At 70.2% G+C, this 18173-nt stretch carries 16 protein-coding genes and 2 tRNA genes; 4 read left to right on the top strand and 14 right to left on the bottom strand.

Annotated features, from left to right (window positions below; translation table 11 throughout):
* The first annotated feature begins 26 nt into the window (after positions 1–26).
* Positions 27–2078: a M3 family metallopeptidase gene (locus tag IR212_RS07330; protein WP_194398261.1), complete on the top strand. Its 2052-nt coding sequence runs from the start codon at positions 27–29 to the stop codon at positions 2076–2078.
* Here IR212_RS07330 and IR212_RS07325 read toward each other — a convergent pair.
* From IR212_RS07325 to IR212_RS07280, 10 genes are all read right to left on the bottom strand, one after another.
* Complete coding sequence (locus IR212_RS07325) at positions 2075–3145, bottom strand: alpha/beta fold hydrolase (protein WP_228479528.1); 1071 nt, start codon at positions 3143–3145, stop codon at positions 2075–2077. The genes IR212_RS07330 and IR212_RS07325 overlap by 4 nt on opposite strands.
* 68 nt (positions 3146–3213) lie before the next feature.
* The gene (locus tag IR212_RS07320; RefSeq protein WP_194398260.1) at positions 3214–4344 is read right to left on the bottom strand and encodes a class I SAM-dependent methyltransferase; all 1131 of its coding nucleotides are present in this window, start codon (positions 4342–4344) and stop codon (positions 3214–3216) included.
* 139 nt (positions 4345–4483) lie between these two features.
* On the bottom strand, positions 4484–5308 hold the full coding sequence (locus tag IR212_RS07315; protein WP_194398259.1) for a hotdog family protein: 825 nt from the start codon (positions 5306–5308) through the stop codon (positions 4484–4486).
* A 122-nt stretch (positions 5309–5430) separates the two neighbouring features.
* The gene (locus IR212_RS07310; protein WP_194398258.1) at positions 5431–6402 is read right to left on the bottom strand and encodes a serine hydrolase domain-containing protein; all 972 of its coding nucleotides are present in this window, start codon (positions 6400–6402) and stop codon (positions 5431–5433) included.
* 50 nt (positions 6403–6452) lie between these two features.
* Positions 6453–7721: an ATP-dependent Clp protease ATP-binding subunit ClpX gene (gene clpX / locus IR212_RS07305; RefSeq protein WP_194398257.1), complete on the bottom strand. Its 1269-nt coding sequence runs from the start codon at positions 7719–7721 to the stop codon at positions 6453–6455.
* A gap of 182 nt (positions 7722–7903) precedes the next feature.
* Positions 7904–8578: an ATP-dependent Clp protease proteolytic subunit gene (locus tag IR212_RS07300; protein ID WP_194398256.1), complete on the bottom strand. Its 675-nt coding sequence runs from the start codon at positions 8576–8578 to the stop codon at positions 7904–7906.
* A 32-nt stretch (positions 8579–8610) separates the two neighbouring features.
* Positions 8611–9195, bottom strand: coding sequence for an ATP-dependent Clp protease proteolytic subunit (locus IR212_RS07295; RefSeq protein WP_194398255.1), 585 nt, complete (start codon positions 9193–9195; stop codon positions 8611–8613).
* A 165-nt stretch (positions 9196–9360) separates the two neighbouring features.
* Entirely contained in the window at positions 9361–10845 is a 1485-nt protein-coding gene (gene tig, locus IR212_RS07290; RefSeq protein WP_194398254.1) for a trigger factor, read from the bottom strand.
* Positions 10846–10926: 81 nt separating this feature from the next.
* A tRNA-Pro gene (locus IR212_RS07285) sits at positions 10927–11000 on the bottom strand.
* Between the two features lie 78 nt (positions 11001–11078).
* Positions 11079–11456, bottom strand: coding sequence for a nuclear transport factor 2 family protein (locus tag IR212_RS07280; RefSeq protein ID WP_194398253.1), 378 nt, complete (start codon positions 11454–11456; stop codon positions 11079–11081).
* A gap of 96 nt (positions 11457–11552) precedes the next feature.
* On the opposite strand from IR212_RS07280, the gene IR212_RS07275 reads away from it, so the two are divergent.
* Positions 11553–11623 (top strand) — tRNA-Gly (locus IR212_RS07275).
* 132 nt (positions 11624–11755) lie between these two features.
* A complete protein-coding gene (locus IR212_RS07270; protein WP_194398252.1) occupies positions 11756–12655 on the top strand; it encodes an alpha/beta fold hydrolase in 900 nt (299 codons plus the stop codon).
* Positions 12656–12664: 9 nt separating this feature from the next.
* Here the strand turns inward: IR212_RS07270 and IR212_RS07265 are convergent, their stop codons facing one another.
* Both IR212_RS07265 and IR212_RS07260 read right to left on the bottom strand, forming a co-directional pair.
* A complete protein-coding gene (locus IR212_RS07265) occupies positions 12665–13204 on the bottom strand; it encodes a gamma carbonic anhydrase family protein (RefSeq protein ID WP_194398251.1) in 540 nt (179 codons plus the stop codon).
* Positions 13201–15348 carry an acyltransferase family protein gene (locus IR212_RS07260; protein ID WP_194398250.1) on the bottom strand — a complete coding sequence of 716 codons (2148 nt, stop codon included), beginning with the start codon at positions 15346–15348 and terminating at the stop codon, positions 13201–13203. The genes IR212_RS07265 and IR212_RS07260 overlap by 4 nt, the downstream gene beginning before the upstream one ends.
* 165 nt (positions 15349–15513) lie before the next feature.
* Here IR212_RS07260 and IR212_RS07255 point away from each other — a divergent pair, with 165 nt between their 5' ends.
* Entirely contained in the window at positions 15514–15996 is a 483-nt protein-coding gene (locus IR212_RS07255) for a Dps family protein (RefSeq protein WP_194398249.1), read from the top strand.
* A gap of 51 nt (positions 15997–16047) precedes the next feature.
* Here IR212_RS07255 and IR212_RS07250 read toward each other — a convergent pair whose 3' ends face one another.
* Both IR212_RS07250 and IR212_RS07245 read right to left on the bottom strand, forming a co-directional pair.
* On the bottom strand, positions 16048–16740 hold the full coding sequence (locus IR212_RS07250; RefSeq protein WP_194398248.1) for a LuxR C-terminal-related transcriptional regulator: 693 nt from the start codon (positions 16738–16740) through the stop codon (positions 16048–16050).
* Positions 16737–18161, bottom strand: a complete 1425-nt coding sequence (locus tag IR212_RS07245; protein WP_228479527.1) for a sensor histidine kinase — start codon at positions 18159–18161, stop codon at positions 16737–16739. The genes IR212_RS07250 and IR212_RS07245 overlap by 4 nt, the downstream gene beginning before the upstream one ends.
* Positions 18162–18173: the final 12 nt, after the last annotated feature.

Below are 18173 nucleotides of genomic sequence, written 5' to 3'. Positions count from 1 at the left end.
GGATGCCGCGCCATAGGCTGGCACGCATGCCGACGAGCAATCCCCTCCTCTCCCCCAGCGGGCTCCCCTACGGCCTGCCCGACTACGCAGCGATCCGGCCCGAGCACTATCTCCCGGCTTTCGAGGAGGCTTTCGCCCGGCATTCGGCCGAGGTCGGCGCGATCACCAGGGTCCGCTCCATGCCGACCTTCGAGAACACGCTCGTGCCCCTCGAACAGAGCGGCCGGCTGCTCGGCGACGTCTCACGGGCCTTCTACACGGTGTCCTCGGCCGACGCGACGGCCGAGATCCAGGAGATCGAGGAGAAGCTGGCCCCCCTCATGTCGGCCCACCATGACTCCATCCAGCTGGACTCCTCCCTGTACTGGCGCATCAAGACGATCCACGACCAGCTCGACCAGCTCGACCTCGACGCCGAACAGCGATACCTCGTACAGCGCCACTTCACGGAGATGTCCCACGCCGGCGCCGGTCTCGATGACGACGCGAAGCAGCGCTTGACGCGGCTGAATCAACGTCTGTCGACGCTGACCACGCAGTTCGAGAAGAACCTGCTGGCCGACACGAACGACCTGGCGGTCGTCTTCGACGATGCCGCGGAGCTCGACGGGCTGTCGGAGGGCGAGCTGTCGGCTGCGGCCCAGGCCGCCGCCGACCGGGGTCTGGACGGCAAGTGGGTGGTCACGCTGACCCTGTTCACCGGGCACCCGTACCTGTCGAGCCTCACCGACCGGCGGTCCCGCGCGCGCCTGCTCGAGGCATCCCGGTCGCGCGGGTCGCGGGGCAACCAGCACGACAACCGGGCGACGCTCCTCGAGATCGTGCGACTGCGCGCCGAACGTGCCGCCTTGCTGGGCTATGGATCGCATGCCGCCTACATCACGTCCGACGAGACCGCGGGCTCTCCGGCCGCGGTGCACGACCTTCTCCGTCAGCTGGCGGGACCTGCAGCTCGCAACGCGCGCCGTGAGCAGGAGAAGCTCCAGGCGATCATCGACACCGAACCGGCGCCCTTCCCGCTGGAGGCGCACGACTGGGCCTTCTACACCGAGAAGGTCCGCGCCGCCGAGTACGATCTCGACCGCGCGACGCTGCGCCCGTGGTTCGAGGCGGAGCGGGTGCTGCAGGACGGCGTGTTCCGGGCCGCCACCGACCTCTACGGCGTCACGTTCACCGAGCGCGGCGACCTCGTCGGCTATCACCCCGACACCCGGGTCTTCGAGGTCCACAACGCCGACGGGTCCGCCCTGGGGCTGTACATCCTGGACCTCTACACCCGCGACACCAAGCGCGGCGGGGCCTGGATGAACTCGATCGTGCTCCAGTCCCGCCTCCGCGGCACCGCCCCGGTCGTCGTGAACAATCTGAACGTGCCCAAGCCGGCCGCCGGGCGCCCGACCCTGCTCACGCTGGATGAGGTGACCACGCTCTTCCACGAGTTCGGGCACGCGCTGCACGGCCTCTTCGCGACGGTCACCTATCCCCACTTCGCCGGGACGAACGTCTTCCGCGACTTCGTCGAGTTCCCGAGCCAGGTGAACGAGATGTGGATCTACTGGCCGGAGGTCCTGGCGTCGTACGCGCGGCACATCGACACCGGCGAGCCGCTGCCCGCCGAGATCGTCGAGCGGCTCCACGCGTCCGAGGCGTTCAACCAGGGCTTCGCGACCAGCGAGTACCTCGCGGCGGCATGGCTCGACCAGGCCTGGCACTCCCTGTCGGTCGACGAGGCTTCGGCGGAGCTGGATGTCGCTGCATTCGAGGCATCCGCCCTCGCCGACATCGGCCTCGACAACCCCGCGGTGCCGACGCGGTACTCGTCGACGTACTTCGCCCACGTCTTCTCGGGCGGGTACAGCGCCGGGTACTACTCCTACATCTGGAGCGAGGTGCTGGACGCCGACACGGTCGAGTGGTTCCGCGAGAACGGCGGGCTGCGCCGCGAGAACGGCGAGCGGTTCCGCGACCGGCTGCTGGGTGTGGGGGGTTCGAAGGATCCGCTGGAGGCCTACCGGGACTTCCGAGGGCGGGATGCCGTCATCGAGCCTCTGCTCGAACGCCGCGGTCTCACCGGCTAGCTGCGACGGTGCGAGACCGCCCAGGCGGCGGCCGCCGCGCGCGACGGCACACCGAGCTTGGTGCGCGCGTTCGCGACGTGCCGGTGGACGGTGTGAACGCTCAGGAAGAGCTCCGCGGCGATCTGGGCGTCGGTGAGCCCGCGGGAGACCAGCAGCAGCACTTCGAGCTCGCGATCGGAGAGCGGGGAGTCGCCGTTCCCCTGGTGTGCGGCGCTGCCGGCGGAGGTGAGCCCGCCGGCGCCCAGCGACGCCGCCGAGACCCCGTCGAACGCGAGCGCGCGCCGAAGGAGGGTCTCGGAGTCGCCGTGCCAGGGGTGGTGGTCGGAGCCGTCCAGCACCTCCAGGTGCGCTCCGGCGATCGCGGCGGCGGTCTCCGCGCCGAGCGCGAGGCGGATCGCCCGATCCCCGCGCCGGTGCAGGACGAGCGTGGGTGCCCGCACGGCGCCGGCTTCCGCACGCGCGTCGAACGAATAGACCGCCTGCAGCCCGGCGGCGGCGGCCTCGGGGGTTGCCGTGGACCGTTGGTGCCGCGCGTACGCCCGCCGCTGCTCTGCCGTGGCATCGGGATAGAAGATGTCGGACATCACCCGCGAGCTCACCCCCCAGCTGCTGCGCACCAGCTCCACCAGCGCCGCCCGATCCGCCGGCGCAGCGACGGACGCTCCGTGGAGGTAGGCGCCCGAGAGCACCAGGCGACGCACGCGGTCCGGGTGGCGTGCCGCGAACGCGATGGCGACGGCGCACCCCGACGACCCGGCGAACAGCGTCGCCCGCCCCGCGTCCGCCGCATCGAGCACGGCCAGCATCGCCTCGACGTGCGGATCGAGGGTCGCCGGGGTGTCGGGCCGGGAGCGCGAGAGCCCGCTGCCCGGAGGATCCATGCGGATCACGCGGCGGAATCGGGCGATCGCCTCGACGAACCCGCGAAACGGCGGGTAGTCCCAGTCCCGCTGCAGATGACTCATCCACCAGCCCCCGACGAGCACCGGATCTCCGTCGCCGAGCTGCGACCACGCGACGTCGTCGGAGCCCGACCACACATAGCGGATGTCTGTGGCGGTGGACACGACAACAGTATGGGCCACGGCCCGGACCGCACGGGGCGGGCCGGGCCGCGGCATCCGCAGCATCAGCGTCACGGGTCGAGCCGGTAGAACGACCACGTCGGGTGGTCGATCGCCAGCCGGGTGCTGCGCCGGAGTCCGGCCTCGGCGCTCCACGCGGCGACCGTCGGAGCGCGCAGCACCGTGCCGTGCGCGTGCCCCGCGCCCTCCGCGAGAGTCGCTGGCAGGCAGTGGAGCACACTGAACGCGGCGAACATCCGGTCGAGTTCACCGGCAGGGGCGACGAACTCGTCGGCCACCTTCGCGTCGCCGACGAGGATCGCGCCCTCTGCGGCGAGAGTCCCGGCCATCGCTGCGAGGGCGCGTTGCGGATCGTTCATGTCGTGCAGGGCCAGGAACACGGTGACGAGCGTCGCCTGCTCACCCACGAGTGCACGCAGCGTCGTCGCATCGCCGACGTCGGCCCGCTCGAACCGCACGCGATCGGCGACGCCCGCCGCCTCCGCGTGCCGCCGTGCCTCGGCGACCGAGGCGACGTCGAGGTCGACGCCCACCACCCGGGCGTGCGGGAAGCGACGCGCCAGCGCGATGCTGGACCAGCCGGTTCCGCAGCCGGCGTCGAGGATGACCCCGCCTGCGTCCAGTCGCGCCTCGATGTCGGGAAGCTGCTCGAGCCAGGATGCCAGGGCGTGGGTGTATCCGGGGCGGTAGATCATCTCGAGTCCCTGACGCACCGGCGCGCCGAACTGCGCGAAGCCCACCGCACCGCCATCGGCGAACGATCCCGCGACCGCATCGAAGGTCGACGCGATGCCGGCGAACATCGACGCGAGGCCGGCGCCGTGCACGAGCGATGTGGGGTCGAGGAGCACCGGTCGGTGGGCCGCCGGCAAACGGTATGCGCGGGAGTCCTCGTCTTCCGCGGCATCCGCTTCGAGGATGCCGGCGATGGCCTGCTGGTCGAGCCACTCACGCAGCTGCCGCCGGCCGTAGCCGGTGCGTCGCGCGAGATCAGCGGCCGTCACGGACCCTGCGGCATCGATGGCGGCGTACAGGCCGACGCGGTGGCCGAGCTCCACGGTGAGCAGCTCCAGAGCGGGCCCGACGGATTCGAGGAGGCGCTGCGCGAGGGCCGCGGCCTGCTCCGCCGTCGAGGCGGACTCCAGGGCCGCGTCGGCGGTGTCGAGGGTGATGGTGGACATTCGTGTTCCTTTCTGCGGACCGGGCGTTTCCCGGCATCCGCGCGTCCGTCCCGCGGCCGAGCCGAGGAAGGACCGGCAGGATCTGCCGTTGAGATGGTCGCCGACCTGGCCGGACGGGCCAGGACGGCGGAGCCGCCGGCTAACGGAGCCAGCGGATGACCGAGGCGAGGCCGCGGCGCGCGACGGCGATCCAGGTCGCATCTGCGCGCGCGACCTCGTCGCCGCGCTCGTCCGTCATCGCGACCGACGTCTCGTAGCGGCGGCCGCTCGTCTCCCGCGTCCAGCTGTGGACGACCAGGTGCTCCCCCACGAGGGGACGGCGCTCGATGCGCGCGGTCATCGTGCCCAGAAGGCACACCACGCGCTGCTCGAGTGCGACGGCGGGGTAGCTGGTGCAGTCGAGGGCGCCCCAGACCGCCGCGTACCAGGCCGATCCCGCATGGGAGAACGCGCTCGTGACCGTCCACGGCGCGGCCAGCTCGTGCCGGCGGCCGGCGAGTGCTCCAGGAGTGACGTGCATCCCGTCGAGGCGACGCGGCCCGCAGACCACGCAATCGGAGAGCGGGTGGCGGACACCGGCGAGCGGATGCCGCGCGCGAGCGAGCTGCGCGTCCGCGAAGCTCGGCGCGGTGGGCGCCGGCCCCGCTGCGAGAGCCGAGGGGAAGCCACGCGCGATGGTCTTCCCCCCGTCGCGGACCACCACCGCGCCGTCTCCGTCGTCGAAGACATCCAGTGCGCGCGCGACGGGGACGGGACGCCGGAGCACGACCGACACGGTCTCGGAGTCGACGTGCTGTGCGATCGACCCGGCGGCGAACCCGCCGTTGGCGAAGCCCCGCGGGCCGTTCAGGTACCTGTCGACGAACACCCTGCCGATCGGCCGGGCGGGATCATGACGGGCGGAAGCGACGTGCGCCGGCGCGGACGTCGACGCGGTGGATGAAGCGAGAACCAGTGCTGACATGCCTCGAGTCAACGCCAGGATGCCGGTCGGTCGCGTCGCACGGAGCGGCCATCCCGGCATGGCCGGAACGGGCCATCATGTGGGAGTCCGAGCGGTCGTGACGACGCTCCGCGCGGCGGCCCTCAGCCGAAGCGGCGGACGGCTTCCATCGCCGCGCGCGTACGGGCGAAGGTCGGCACCTCGATGTTCGCCAGAGCGGAGACCGTGACGCCCGTCGCCGGATCGTGCCGGCTCACGGCGGTCACACCGTGATCTCCCCCGGCCATCACGAAGTCTCCGCCGTCGAGCCACACTCCGCGTCCATACCCCATGCCGTCGCCGACATCAGGCGTGACCGCCTCGGTCGCACGTGCCGCCAGTCGCGGTTCGAGGATCGTCCCGCCGAGGAGCGAGAGCCAGAACCGGTGGAGGTCGCCGACGGTGGAGTGCGCTCCTCCGTCGCCCGATCCGACCACCGGCAGCTCGAAGACGTTCGTGCGCCCATCGTCCTTGTAGCCGGTCGCCGTACCCGGCGGCAGCAGATCCGAGCGCGGGAACCCGGATGCCGTCATTCCGGCAGGTGCGAACACCCGCTCGGTGACCAACTCGGCGAAAGCCGTGCCGGAGACGCGCTCGGCGATCACCGCCAGGACGACATAGCCGCCGTTGCAGTACGAGAACCGCTCCCCCGCCGGGAACTTGGTCGGAAACCCTTCGAGCATCGGAAGGTACGCCGGGGTGGAATCGAGCCGCTGCGCCGGAATCGTCAGCGGCGCGAGGGCGTCGACCTCCTCGTCGAGGTAGTCGCCGATGCCGGACGTGTGCGTCAGAAGGTGGTCGACCGTGACGTCGGAGGCGATCAGCGGCAGATCCTTCTCGAGGACGTCTCTGGCTCTGGTGTCGAGAGTCAGCGCGCCGTCGCCGACGAGCGAGAGCACCGTCGCGGCGGTGAACGTCTTGGTGCCGCTGGCGAGCCCGAATCGCGTGTCTGGCGTGTGGGGGACGGCGAAAGTGCGGTCGGCCAGCCCGACCGTCCACTCGCCGAGCACGTCGTCTCCGCGGCGGACGCTGATGACGCCGTTGAATCCGTCGAGGTCGGGGGCGAAGTCTTCCACGGTGGAACGCCTCGGTCGTGTCAGCTTTGCCGGCAGGTCTCGTCGGAGCGTCAGGCGCTCTTGCGCTTCTGGCGGAGCACCAGCGTCGGCGGGGCGCCCTCGTCGACCGATGCGCGGGTCACGACGACCTTGTCGACGTCGTCCGTGGACGGGATCTCGAACATGATCGGCCCGAGCACGTCCTCGAGGATCGCACGAAGCCCGCGTGCGCCGGTCTTGCGGGCGACGGCGAGATCGGCGATCGCCTCGAGCGCCTCGCGGTCGAACTCGAGTGAGACGCCGTCGAGCTCGAACATGCGCTGGTACTGCTTGACCAGCGCGTTCTTCGGCTCGACCAGGATCTCCATGAGCGCCTCCTGATCCAGCGGCGACACCGAGGCGACCACCGGGAGGCGACCGATGAACTCGGGGATGAGGCCGAACTTGTGGAGGTCTTCGGGACGCACCTCGCTGAACAGGCTCAGGTCGTCGCCCTTGTTGTGCAGCGGCGCACCGAAGCCGACGCCGTGCTTGCCCACCCGGGACGAGATGATGTCTTCGAGCCCCGCGAACGCCCCGGCCACGATGAACAGCACGTTCGTGGTGTCGATCTGGATGAATTCCTGGTGCGGGTGCTTGCGGCCGCCCTGCGGCGGGACGGAGGCCACGGTGCCCTCGAGGATCTTCAGCAGCGCCTGCTGCACGCCCTCGCCCGACACGTCGCGGGTGATCGAGGGGTTCTCCGCTTTGCGGGCGATCTTGTCGACCTCGTCGATGTAGATGATCCCCGTCTCGGCGCGCTTCGTGTCGAAATCGGCCGCCTGGAGGAGCTTGAGCAGGATGTTCTCGACGTCTTCGCCGACATAGCCCGCCTCCGTCAGCGCCGTGGCGTCGGCCACGGCGAAGGGCACGTTGAGGCGCTTGGCGAGCGTCTGCGCGAGATAGGTCTTGCCGCAGCCGGTCGGACCGAGCAGCAGGATGTTGCTCTTGGCGATCTCGATCTCGTCGGCCCGCTGCTCGGCGGACTGGATGGTGCCGTGGGCGCGGACGCGCTTGTAGTGGTTGTAGACCGCGACCGACAGCGCGCGCTTAGCGTCGTGCTGGCCGACCACGTACTCCTCGAGGAATGCGAAGATCTCGCGCGGCTTGGGCAGGTCGAAGTCGGCGACGACACCCGACGACGACTCGGCCATGCGCTCTTCGATGATCTCGTTGCACAGCTCGACGCACTCGTCGCAGATGTAGACGCCGGGACCCGCGATGAGCTGCTGGACCTGCTTCTGGCTCTTCCCGCAGAAGGAGCACTTGAACAGGTCGGCGCTCTCACCGATGCGTGCCATGCGGCTCCTCCTCGTCACCGCCGGGGAGAGCCCCCCAGCTGACTCCGAGCCTAATAGCTGGGGCCGACAAGCGTCGGCATTGCGACGCACGTTGTGGACGGTCCGGGTTCGCGCTCAGCGGACACACGACGACGGCGCCCCGCCACCGAGGGGTGGCAGGGCGCCGCTCGCGAAAGGACGCTCTACGTGGTCAAGGCGGCCTGCTGACCGCGCTTGCGCGTGGTCAGGACCTGATCGACCAGACCGTACGCGACGCTCTCCTCGGCGGAGAGGATCTTGTCGCGGTCGATGTCCTTGTTGACCTCGTCGACCGACTTGTTGGAGTGCTTGGCCAGGGTCTGCTCGAGCCAGGTGCGCATGCGCATGATCTCCTGCGCCTGGATCTCGATGTCGGAGGCCTGTCCGTGGCCGGCCTCGCCCATGGCGGGCTGGTGGATGAGGATGCGCGCGTTGGGCAGTGCCAGTCGCTTGCCGGGCGCGCCGGCCGCGAGCAGGACCGCGGCGGCGGACGCCGCCTGCCCGAGGACGACCGTCTGGATCTGGGGCGAGACGTACTGCATGGTGTCGTAGATCGCCGTCATCGCCGTGAACGAGCCGCCGGGAGAGTTGATGTACATGATGATGTCGCGATCGGGGTCCTGGCTCTCCAGCACGAGCAGCTGCGCCATCACGTCGTCGGCCGACGCGTCGTCGACCTGGACGCCCAGGAAGATCACGCGGTCCTCGAACAGCTTGTTGTACGGGTCCTGGCGCTTGTAGCCGTAGGCGGTGCGCTCTTCGAACTGCGGCAGGATGTAGCGACTGCCGGGCATCTGGAGGCCCTGGGGGGCGCGGGATCCGAAGGTGGGGGTCTGCATTGCGGGTTCTCTCTCTTTCGCCTTCGAAGCCGTCAGTTCGCCGTGCCGCCGCCGCCGATGACGTCGGTGGCGGACTCGCGGATGTGGTCGACGAAGCCGTACTCGAGCGCCTCTTCGGCCGAGAACCAGCGATCGCGGTCGCCGTCGGCGTTGATCTGCTCCACCGACTTGCCGGTCTGGGCGGCGGTGATCTCCGCGAGGCGCTTCTTCATGTCGAGGATCAGCTGCGCCTGCGTCTGGATGTCGCTGGCGGTTCCGCCGAAGCCGCCGTGCGGCTGGTGGAGCAGCACGCGCGCGTTCGGGGTGATGTAGCGCTTGCCCTTGGTGCCTGCGGTGAGCAGCAGCTGACCCATCGACGCCGCCATGCCGATCCCGACCGTGACGATGTCGTTGGGCACGAACTGCATGGTGTCGTAGATGGCCATGCCGGCGGTGATCGACCCGCCGGGCGAGTTGATGTAGAGGTAGATGTCCTTCTCGGAGTCCTCCGCGGCGAGAAGCAGGATCTTGGCGCAGATCTCGTTGGCGTTCTCGTCGCGCACCTCCGACCCCAGCCAGATGATGCGGTCCTTCAGCAGCCGGTCGAAGACGCTGGTCGCGACAAGTGGTTCGGCCATGTGTACTCCTGTTTCCTTGGGTCGCCATCGAATCTACCGGGGCGCCGTGAACGACCCGCGCGTGTTCGCCCTGGGCAGATCGGGCCCCGACGAGAAGAGGACGGATGCCGCGCGGCATCCGTCCTCTCCTTCACCCGATCCCGATGGCACCACCGGGGTCCGGCGTCACTCCTTCGCCGCGGCAGCCTTCTTGGCAGGGGCCTTCTTGGCGGCAGCCTTCTTCGCGGGAGCCTTCTCAGCGTCCGCGTCGGCGTCGGCCTTCTTCGCGGCGGTCTTGCGGGCGGGGGCCTTCTTGGCGGGCTTGTCGTCGACCTCGGCGTCGGCAGCAGTCGCCTGCTCCGCATCCGCGGCCTCATCCTCGACGGACTCGTCCTCGACCGCGACGAAGCCGGTCAGGTCGACCGGCTTGCCGTTCGTGTCGACGACGGTCACCTTGCCCAGGACGACGGCCAGAGCCTTGTTGCGTGCGACCTCGCCGACGATCGCGGGAAGCTGGTTGCCCTCCTGCAGCGCGTTGACGAACTCCTGCGGGGCCATGCCGTACTGCGCGGCCGACTGCACGAGGTACTGCGTGAGCTCCTCCTGCGACACCTGCACCCCCACCTGCTCGGCGATCTTGTCGAGGAGCATCTGAGTCTTGAACTGCTTCTCGCTGGCCTCGGCGACCTCCGCGCGGTGCACGTCGTCCTCGAGCCGGCCCTCGGACTCGAGGTGGTTGTGCACCTCGTCCTCGATCAGCTGCGGCGGAACGGGGATCTCGACCTGTTCGAGGAGCACGTCCACCAGCTTGTCGCGGGCGGCGGAGCCCTGAGTGAAGGCACCCTGCTGTCCCACGCGCTCCTTGAGGCTCTCGCGCAGCTCGGCGATGGTGTCGAACTCGCTGGCGATCTGCGCGAAGTCGTCGTCCGCCTCGGGGAGCTCGCGCTCCTTGACGGCCTTGACCGTCACCGAGACCTCGGCCTCCTCGCCGGCGTGGTCGCCACCGACGAGCTTGGAGCGGAACGTGGTGTCCTCGCCGGCGGTGAGCGAGTCGATGGCCTCGTCGATGCCCTCGAGCAGCTCGCCCGAGCCGACCTCGTACGACACGCCCTCGGCGCGGTCGATCTCGGCACCATCGATCGTGGCGACGAGGTCGAGCTCGACGAAGTCGCCGGTCGCGGCGGGACGGTCCACGGTCACCAGGGTGCCGAAACGGCCGCGAAGCCGGTCGAGCTCCTCGTCGACGGCCGCGTCGTCGACCTCGATCGCGTCGACCTCGACGGTCGTGCCCTCGAAGGACGGCAGGTCGAACTCGGGACGGACGTCGACCTCGACCTCGACCTCGAGGTCGCCCGAGAAGTCCTTCTCGTTCGGCCACTCGGTGACCTCGGCCGAGGGGCGGCCCAGCACGCGCAGCTCGTTGGCGGCGACGGCCTCGCGGTAGAACGTGTCGAGCCCCTCACTGACCGCGTGCTCGAGGACCGCGACGCGGCCGATGCGCTGGTCGATGATCGGCGCGGGCACCTTGCCCTTGCGGAAGCCGGGGATCTGCACGTCCTGAGCGATGTGCTCGTACGCGTGCGTGATCGAGGGCTTGAGCTCGTCGGGGCTGACCGTGATGTGCAGCTTCACCCGCGTGGGGCTGAGCTTCTCGACGGTGCTGTTCACCATGCCTGTTACTTCTCCTCTATCGGACCGCGCCGGGACGCGGCGGGCTGAAGGTCGGGGTTCGGAAATTCCGTGGCCGTGATGTCGGGGCGACAGGATTTGAACCTGCGGCCTCCCGCTCCCAAAGCGGGCGCTCTACCAAGCTGAGCTACGCCCCGGGCGGGTTCGCACGCGTGCGCGCGCCGTTCGGCCCCGAGAAGTCTAGCCGACCGGGCAGGGCGCTTCCTGCGCGGCCCTCACATCCGCTCGACCCACTGCGCACGCCATTCCGGGGCGGGGAAGGGCTTGGTCCAGTACGCGGTCTCCTTCGCGATCCGGCCGTCGCGCAGCTCGAAGACGAAGACCGTCTGGTACGGGTCGCCGTCGCCGTAGTCGAGGTCGGCCTGCAGCACCCACAGGTCGCCGTCGCCGACCAGCCGGCGCGGCGAGATCGTGGGCAGCCGCGGGAACGCCCCGTAGATCGCCCGCCGATTGCCGGCGCCGACGATCCGCTCCCCCGACTGCGGCCACTCCATGACCGCGTCCTCGTGGAACAGATCGTCCATGCCGGCGACCTCACCGGCGTTCAGCGTGGCCACCAGGGCCTCCACCACCTGCTTGCCCGTGTGCTCCATGACGGCGCCCTTCCCTCGACCGCGCGTCTGGATCGTTCGGGACGGGTCGCCCGCCGCGATGTACTACGATTGGTCGGTGCCCCTCAGCGGGCGCACGGGGATGTAGCTCAATGGTAGAGCCTCAGTCTTCCAAACTGATGGTGCGGGTTCGATTCCCGTCATCCCCTCCGACCGCCCCGAGCAGCCGACCGATGGTCGACCGGCGCGGGGCCCGCGCATTCATGCGATCCGCACTACTGGCCTCCAGGCGGCCCGGGGCAGACTGGCTTGAGCACCGTTCCCCGCTCGCAGGAGGCGTGATGGGCACCCGCAAGCCGGCTCCGGAGTCGTCACAGCCGAAGCTGCCGCGCCGACCGGCGTCGACGCTGACAGAGAAGTGGACGCGGATCGACGACGTGGACGTGTTCTACCGGGAGTCGCCGCACCCTCCGGCCGACGCCAGGGTGATGGCGCACATCCACGGATTCGGGCTGTCGGGGCGGTACCTGCTGCCCACGGCCGAGCGGCTCGCCGACGACTTCCACACGTTCGTGCCGGACCTGCCGGGGTTCGGTCGCAGCGGCAAGCGTCGCGACATGCTCGACATCCCCGATCTCGCGCGAGCCGCGGTCGACTTCCTCGACGATCGGGGGGTCGAGAAGGCGACGCTGGTCGGCAACTCGATGGGCTGCCCCGTCATCATCGAGTGCGCGCACCGCTTCCCCGAACGGATCGACCGGGCGGTGCTCGTCTCGCCGGCGGGCGGGGTGTTCAATCAGCCGCTGCGCCGGGCCATCCGACAGCTCACCGCCGACGCGCCGCGGGAGCCGGTGCGGATGGCGCGCGTCGCGGTTCCGGACTACGTGAGGTTCGGTGTACCGAGCACCATGCGCATGTTCCGGGCGCTCACGCAGTACCCGTCGCTGGAACGCCTGCTGGAGATGCGCATCCCGACCCTGGTGGTGCTCGGACAGCGCGACCCGCTGCTGCCGCACGCCCACCGGATCGACGAAGTCGCCAGTCAGACCGACAGCCACGTGCTCGTGGTGCTGCTCGAGGGCGCGGCACACGCCATCAACTTCAGCCACCCCGGGCAGCTGGCGCACGTGATCCGGCTCTTCATGGACGACCTGCCGATCGAGAACGATCCGTCCTGGCCGGGCCACGTGCGGGTCTACGAGGTGCACCGGGGCAAGCATCACCCGCCGTCGCAGGCGTGAGATCGGCCGTCAGCCGGCCGGGCTGGCGTCGCGATGCTCCCGCACGTGAGTGAGATAGTGCTCGGCGTTGCGCAGCAGCCCGGCACGCTCCGCCGGCGTCAGCTCGCGCCGCACCTTCGCGGGCACGCCCGCCACGAGCGAGCCGTCCGGGATCTCGGTGCCCTCCAGCACGACGGCGCCGCCGGCGACGAGGCATCCGGAGCCGATCTTCGCGCCGTTGAGCACGACCGCACCCATGCCGATCAGCGAGCCGTCGCCGATGGTGCAGCCGTGCACGACGGCGTTGTGCCCGACGGAGACGCTCTCGCCGATGATCACCGGCCTGCCGGCGTCGACGTGCACCGACACGTTGTCCTGCAGGTTGCTGTCCCGTCCGACGGTGATGGTGTCGCCGTCCGCGCGGAGCACCGCGTTGTACCAGACGCTGGCGCCCTCACCGAGGGTCACTCCCCCGACGATCCGCGCACCTGCCGCCACGAAGGCGGTGGGATGCAGGTCGGGGGTTCTTCCCGCTGCGGACAGGATCGAGGCTCCGGGTGCGACCGTCATGATCCCATTCTGCTGGTCAGGGCCGCCTGGATGGCCTCGGAGTACCACGGCGCGAGGGTGTCCGCGAAGGTCACCGTGAGGTGGTCCTGGTCGCGGTAGACGTTCGCGCCGCCGACGACCGGCTCGCAGCGCTCGTCCTGGCAGAACACGTCGGTGAAGTCCAGGAGCGTGACGGCGTCGAATCCGGATGCCGCATCGCGCAGCGGATCCTCGGCCACCAGCACGTCCGATCGGGGAGCATCGCACTCCGCCTGATCGCGGGTGCGCAGGCACTTGTTCGGGTCGGTCTCCCAGACGGGGTTGTCGACGACGGTGATGACGGGGATGCCGCGCTCGGTGACCGTGCTCCACGCGTCGCGGTAGCCGGCGACGGCCGCGTCGTGGGCCGAGTCGTAGCCTGCGGACGAGTAGGGAGTGGTCGCGATGGCCGCGGTGAACACGGCGTCCAGCTCCGCGTCGTCGATCGCCCGCTGCACCCGCTCCCGCCACTCGGTGCAGGCGGCGCCGAAGGAACCGGGGGTCGACAGCGGTGTGGTGCTCCACGGGCAGGCGCCCTTGAACCAGGTCACCAGCTGCCACCCGTTCTCGTCCGCCATGCGCTGGAAGGTCGACAGCAGCTGGTACGCGTGGCTGTCGCCGATGAGAGCGACGCGCGGCGCCGACGGGTCGTCGGAGCCGAACGCGCACGACACCGGCCGCGAGTCGGTGAGCTGCACGAAACACTGCTCGTCCGACGGGCGATCGATGCCGGCGAAACCGGGCGCGGGGAGGATCGTGTCGCCGAACTCGACCCCGGCGCACGAGGGATCGAGGACGGATGCCGCGCCGAAGCACTCCGGAGGGTCCTGCTGCAGCTGGGCGATGTCGCGCGTGCCGCGCTCGTACAGCGGGGCGTTCACCAGCCAGGCCGTGCCCGCCACGACCGCGACGACCACCATGCCCGCCAGCGATGACCACAGCGTCACCCGGGCCGGGCGCCGTGTGAGCACCTTCCAGCCCCGCACCGGATCCTCCACGAAGCGCTTGGTGAGCCAGGCGAGCACGAAGCAGAGGACCAGCAGCGAGACGCGGTGGTAGATCGTGAGTCCCCAGAACGGGACCGACGGGGCGATGATGATGAGCGGCCAGTGCCACAGATAGAGCGAGTACGAGATGTCGCCGACGAACTGGGCGGGACGGATGGAGAGGATCCGCGTCGGGTACCACCACCGGTCGGCGTTCGACGCCGCGATCACGGCCGCCGCCCCGAGTGTCGGGATCGCTGCCATGTATCCGGGGAACGGCGTCTGCCCGTCGAAGGTGAAGGTCGCGTACAGCAGTGCCGCGATCCCCGCCCAGCCGAGCACGAAGCTTCCCACCGCGTGGCGGATGCGCAGCAGCGGGACGAGGGCGATCATCGCACCGACGCCGAACTGCCACATGCGCCCGAAGGTCACGAAGTAGGCGGGGGCCGGATCGGTGATCGTGAAGACGACGCAGAAGACGAATGAGACAACGGTCACCACCGCGAGCGCCACGATGATCGCGCGCCGCCGAGCACCGCGGAACCACTTCACCGCGATCCACGCGGCCAGCAGCATGATGAGCGGCCACATCACGTAGAACTGCTCTTCCAGCGACAGCGACCAGTAGTGCTGGACTGTCGTGGGGTCACCGCCGTGGTTGAGGTAGTCGGCGGAGGTGAGGGCGAGGTACCAGTTCTCGACGTAGAACGTGGAGGCGAGGATCTCGCGGACCTCGTTCGGCAGCGCCGACGTCGGCATGAGGTAGGGCGACATCGCCACCAGCGCGCAGAACAGCAGGACCAGCAGCGACGCGGGGAGCAGGCGGCGGGCCCGACGCGCCCAGAACTGGCTGAGTCGCACCGTGCCGGTCGCCGTCAACTCCCTCATCAGATGCGAGGTGATGAGGAAGCCGGAGATGACGAAGAAGATGTCGACGCCGATGTAGCCGCCGGTGACGCGGCCCGGCCAGAAGTGGTAGAGCACGACGCACAGCACGGCGATCGCGCGCAGCCCCTGCACGTGCGGAAGGAACCGCGACGGCTCGGCGTGCTCCGGCGACCGGTCGCGCGGCTCGCGCGTCACCGTCCGGGCAGGCTCGCCCAGATGCTGCGGTCCGAGGTCGTGATCGGCGGAAGGCACGAATCGACGTTAGCCGCTGTCGTCGCCGTGCCCGAACCGACGGGGCCGCCGGGGCCGGTTTAGCCCAGCCTTCACTTGCTTGCGGAATGACTCCCGCTGAGTACCGTTGCAGTCACTGGAGGCCGATCGCCAGCCGAGCGACCCTCCGAATGATGGAGGCCAGACATGTCGAACACCCAGACCACCCCCGCCACCGCCGCCAACCCCGACGTCGCCGCCGCGACCGCGCAGTTCCTCACTCCCGTCGTGCTGGGGCTGCAGGCGCTCGCCGTCAACGGGAAGCAGGCGCACTGGAATGTGCGGGGTGCCAACTTCATCGCGATCCACGAACTCCTGGACTCCGTGGTCGCCCACGCCCAGGACGGCGCCGACCAGGCAGCCGAACGCATCGTCGCCCTCGGCCTGCCGATCGATGCCCGCGTCGCCACGGTGGCTCTGAAGACCGAGAGCGCGGTCCCGGCGGGCTTCACGCAGTGGGATGCCCTCATCCGCACCGTGATCGCCGACATGGACGCCGTCATCGCCGACGTCCAGGCCGCGATCGACGGGCTCGACGAGTTCGACCTCACGAGCCAGGACATCGCGATCGGCATCAAGGAGTCGCTCGAGAAGGACCGCTGGTTCCTCTTCGCGCACCTCGCCGAGTGACGAGGGTGCTCCCATCCGAAGGCCTCCGGTGACCACCGGGGGCCTTCGTCGTCAACCGGCCTGGAGGAAGGCGAGCACGGCGAGCACCCGCCTGTGCTCGGTCCCCGACTCCTCGAGCCCGAGCTTGGCGAAGATGGCGCTGATGTTCTTCTCCACCGCGCCCACGCCGATGAAGAGACGCTCGGCGATGCTGCCGTTGCTCCGCCCCTCGGCCATCAGCGAGAGCACTTCCCGCTCACGAGGGGTGAGGGTCGACAGCGGGTCCGGACGCGCGGAGAGCAGCGCCTGCACCACGACAGGGTCGAGCACCGTGCCTCGCTCCCGCACCCGCCTGACGGCGTCGGTGAACTCCGCGAGCGACGTGACGCGGTCCTTGAGCAGATATCCGACGCCGCCTTCGCCGCCGGCGAGCAGCTCGCGCGCGTAGACCGCCTCGACGTACTGGCTCAGCACGAGGATGCCGACATCCGGCAGCGCGCTTCGCACCTCCAGGGCGGCGCGGATGCCCTCGTCGCGGAAGCCGGGCGGCAGGCGCACGTCGAGGATCGCGATGTCGGCATGCGCGCCGCGCACGCGCTCGACCACATCGCGTGCGTCGCCCCACGCGCCCGCCGTGACGTAGCCGGCCTCGTCGAAGAGGCGGACGAGCCCTTCGCGCAGCAGGAGGGAATCCTCGAACAGGACGACGCGGGGTGCGAGGGGATCGAGCACGGCGTCCACCTCCTCAGCATAGGGACCGGTCACGGCGCGCTCCCGAGAGGGACGTGCGCGCCCACCGACGTCGGCCCGCCGACGGGGCTCTCCAGCACCACCAGCCCGCGCAGCCCCGCGAGCCGCTCACGCAGCCCCTCCAGCCCATGACCGGGTGCGAACGTCGCGCCGCCGCGGCCGTTGTCGACCACCCAGACGTCGAGGTGGGTCGGGGCGCCGTTCGGCGCCCTTCGCAGCCCCGCCGTCAGCGTCACCGCACTGGCACCGGCGTGCTTGACCGTGTTGGTCAGCAGCTCGGCGACGACGAAGTACGCCGTGCGTGCGACCTCCGCGCTCACGGCCCGATCGATGGCCGGGTCGATGTCGACGTGGACCGGCAGCGGGGAGCCCGCTGCGACGGCCTCGAGCGCTGCCGCGAGACCGCGGTCCTGCAGCAGGGGCGGAGCGACCCCGCTCGAGAGCGCGCGCAGTTCGTCCAGCGCCGCCTTCGCATGACCGCGCGCCTCGCGGGCGAGGTCGGCCGCGGCATCCGCTTCGCCCGCCTCGGCTCGCCGCTCGACAGCAGCGAGATCCATCTGAAGCCGCACCAGTCGCTGCTGCGGACCGTCGTGGATGTCGCGCTCGAGCCGGCGCAGGGCGACGTCCTCGGCGTGGACGGCAGCCTCGCGGGCCGCGGACTCCGCCCGCACCTCGGCGGCCAGGTCGTCGGAGCTCCAGCGTCCCAGCATCGCCGCCGCCACCGCGTGGTGGGCGCGCGCGAGACCGCCCAGCACCCACGGCATCGTGATCGTGAACACGATCCCGGCCAGGAGATACAGCACGACCTCGACGCCCCAGCTCGACCATCCGCCGAACAGCCAGGGCACGACGTCCGCGACGTAGCGACCCCAGTCGCCGTCGCCGTCTCGGGCTTCGCGCGGGAGGAACATGCCCCAGAACCAGTAGGTGAGTCCGCCGAGCCCGACGCTGAGCCAGACGATGGTCAGCGCGAACGAGACGGTGCTGAGGATCGGGCTGACGATCATCCCGTGCACGAGATACACCCAGTAGTGGGGATCGCGGACGGGCCGGGTGAGGGCCGCCCAGAAGCCGTTCCCGCCGTCGGTGCGGCGTCTCCATTCCGGCTCCGCGACCGGGGGCAGGCCCGTGAGCCGGAGGAGGAAGCGGTCTGCCACGCCGAATCCGCGGGCGATGAGAAGGGTCAGCACGCCCAGCGGCAGGCCGACCACGAGGATCAAGAGGCCGACGCTCGTCCAGAACAGCGCGGCGAGGATGCCGAGCGACAGCATGGCCAGGACGAACACCGCCAGGAGGTACAGCGCACTCCCGGGCGTTCGGATCCACGCCCGGCCGTAGGTCGGCCAGAACCCGCCGTCCCCGTCGCGCGCGACGGTGCGCGGCAACGGCCCGGGTTCATTGGTCATCGCGGTCACCGACGTCTCCCTCAGGGTCATGATCCCAGCCTC

Origin of the sequence: Microbacterium atlanticum (genome assembly GCF_015277815.1) — a bacterium.
GTDB classification, from domain to species: Bacteria; Actinomycetota; Actinomycetes; order Actinomycetales; family Microbacteriaceae; genus Microbacterium; species Microbacterium atlanticum.
This window is presented reverse-complemented; position numbering and strand designations above follow the sequence as displayed.

Bases quoted from the DNA above. Each gene is read 5' to 3' on its own strand.
- IR212_RS07245 (WP_228479527.1), bottom strand. From the start codon at position 18,161: ATGACCCTGAGGGAGACGTCGGTGACCGCGATGACCAATGAACCCGGG.
- IR212_RS07255 (WP_194398249.1), top strand. From the start codon at position 15,514: ATGTCGAACACCCAGACCACCCCCGCCACCGCCGCCAACCCCGACGTC.
- IR212_RS07320 (WP_194398260.1), bottom strand. From the start codon at position 4,344: ATGTCCACCATCACCCTCGACACCGCCGACGCGGCCCTGGAGTCCGCC.
- IR212_RS07270 (WP_194398252.1), top strand. From the start codon at position 11,756: ATGGGCACCCGCAAGCCGGCTCCGGAGTCGTCACAGCCGAAGCTGCCG.
- IR212_RS07330 (WP_194398261.1), top strand. From the start codon at position 27: ATGCCGACGAGCAATCCCCTCCTCTCCCCCAGCGGGCTCCCCTACGGC.
- IR212_RS07315 (WP_194398259.1), bottom strand. From the start codon at position 5,308: ATGTCAGCACTGGTTCTCGCTTCATCCACCGCGTCGACGTCCGCGCCG.
- IR212_RS07295 (WP_194398255.1), bottom strand. From the start codon at position 9,195: ATGGCCGAACCACTTGTCGCGACCAGCGTCTTCGACCGGCTGCTGAAG.
- clpX (WP_194398257.1), bottom strand. From the start codon at position 7,721: ATGGCACGCATCGGTGAGAGCGCCGACCTGTTCAAGTGCTCCTTCTGC.
- tig (WP_194398254.1), bottom strand. From the start codon at position 10,845: ATGGTGAACAGCACCGTCGAGAAGCTCAGCCCCACGCGGGTGAAGCTG.
- IR212_RS07300 (WP_194398256.1), bottom strand. From the start codon at position 8,578: ATGCAGACCCCCACCTTCGGATCCCGCGCCCCCCAGGGCCTCCAGATG.
- IR212_RS07280 (WP_194398253.1), bottom strand. From the start codon at position 11,456: ATGGAGCACACGGGCAAGCAGGTGGTGGAGGCCCTGGTGGCCACGCTG.
- IR212_RS07265 (WP_194398251.1), bottom strand. From the start codon at position 13,204: ATGACGGTCGCACCCGGAGCCTCGATCCTGTCCGCAGCGGGAAGAACC.